The sequence below is a fragment of the Streptomyces coffeae genome, from assembly GCF_016741875.1.
Lineage (GTDB): Bacteria > Actinomycetota > Actinomycetes > Streptomycetales > Streptomycetaceae > Streptomyces > Streptomyces coffeae.
This window is the reverse complement of sequence record NZ_JAERRF010000119.1, coordinates 1-1,387: the sequence shown is the minus strand read 5'-3', so window position 1 is coordinate 1,387 and position 1,387 is coordinate 1. Positions and strand designations below refer to the sequence as shown.

At 70.4% G+C, this 1,387-nt stretch carries 1 protein-coding gene; it reads right to left on the bottom strand.

The genetic code is table 11. From position 1 onward, the window contains the following. Positions 1 to 1,387, bottom strand: a 1,387-nt coding sequence (locus JK363_RS41215; protein WP_236076579.1) for an acyl carrier protein, incomplete at both ends; no start/stop codon positions are given.

Sequence of the window (1,387 nt, the reverse complement as noted above, 5' to 3'; positions counted from 1 at the left end):
ACCGTCCTGGTTGACGGCCGAGCCACGCACCACCGCCAGCACCTGGTGACCGTTGCGCTCGGCGTCCGACAGCCGCTCCAGCAGCAGCATGCCGACGCCCTCGCCCCAGCCGGTGCCGTCCGCGCCCGCCGCGAACGCCTTGCAACGACCGTCCGGAGCAAGACCCCGCTGACGGCTGAACTCCACGAAGAGTTCGGGGGTGGACATCACGGTGACGCCACCGGCCAGAGCGAGCGTGCACTCGCCCTGGCGCAGGGACTGCGCGGCCAGGTGCAGTGCGACCAGCGACGACGAGCACGCGGTGTCCACGGTGACCGCGGGCCCTTCGAGACCGAAGGTGTAGGAGATGCGCCCCGAGACGACACTGGCGGCGCTGCTGGTCACCAGATGACCCTCGACGTTCTCGGACGACGCCTCGCGCAGACTCCGTCCGTAGTCCTGTCCGTTGCTGCCGATGAAGACTCCGGTCGGGGTGCCCTGCAGGTGCGTGCCGTCGATACCGGCTCGTTCGAAGGCCTCCCAGGAGGTTTCCAGGAGCAGGCGCTGCTGGGGGTCCATCGCCGTCGCCTCACGCGGCGAGATCCCGAAGAACTTCGGGTCGAAGGCACCGGCGTCGTCGAGGAAGGCTCCCTCTCGGACATAGCTCTTGCCCGGCTCGTCCGGGTCGGGGGCGAAGAGGGTGTCGAGATCCCAGCCGCGTCCCGCGGGGAACTCGGTCAGCACCTCGCGTTCGTCGACCAGCAGGTTCCACAGCTCTTCGGGGGTCCGTACGCCGCCGGGGAAACGGCAGCTCATCGCCACGATCGCGATCGGCTCGTCGTCCGTCGGCGCCGTGGCGGGCAGTGCCGGTCCCTGGTCGCCGCGCAGTCCCAGCGCCTCGGTGCGCAGCACCCGTGCCAGCGCCGTCACCGTGGGGTGGTCGAAGAGAAGGGTGCTGGAAAGCTTCAGGCCCGTGGCCGCGTTGAGGCGGTTGCGCAAGGTGACGACCGCGAGAGAGTCGAAGCCCAGTTCCTTGAAGGCCCGGTCGACGTCGACAGTCTCCGGTCGGCGGTGTCCGAGCACGGCGGCAACATGGGAGCGCGCGAATTCGACGACAGCGCGCTCCTGTTCGGCGGCCCCCAGTCCGGCGAGCCGCTGGCGCAGCGTTCCGCCGGCCTGCGCGGCGCCGTCCGCGGCCTCGTCGCCCGATGCGTGCCGGGTCAGCTGCGCCAGCAGCTTCGGGGCGCCGAGTCCGGCCCTGACCTGTGCCAGGGTGTCCCAGTCGACGTCAGCGACGAGCAGCGAGGCCGACATCGGGTCGTTGACAGCCGGCTCCAACTCGGCGATCGCCAAGTCGGGGGACATCGCGGGCAGACCGTGCTGTTCCCAACGATCCGCTACGCCACGT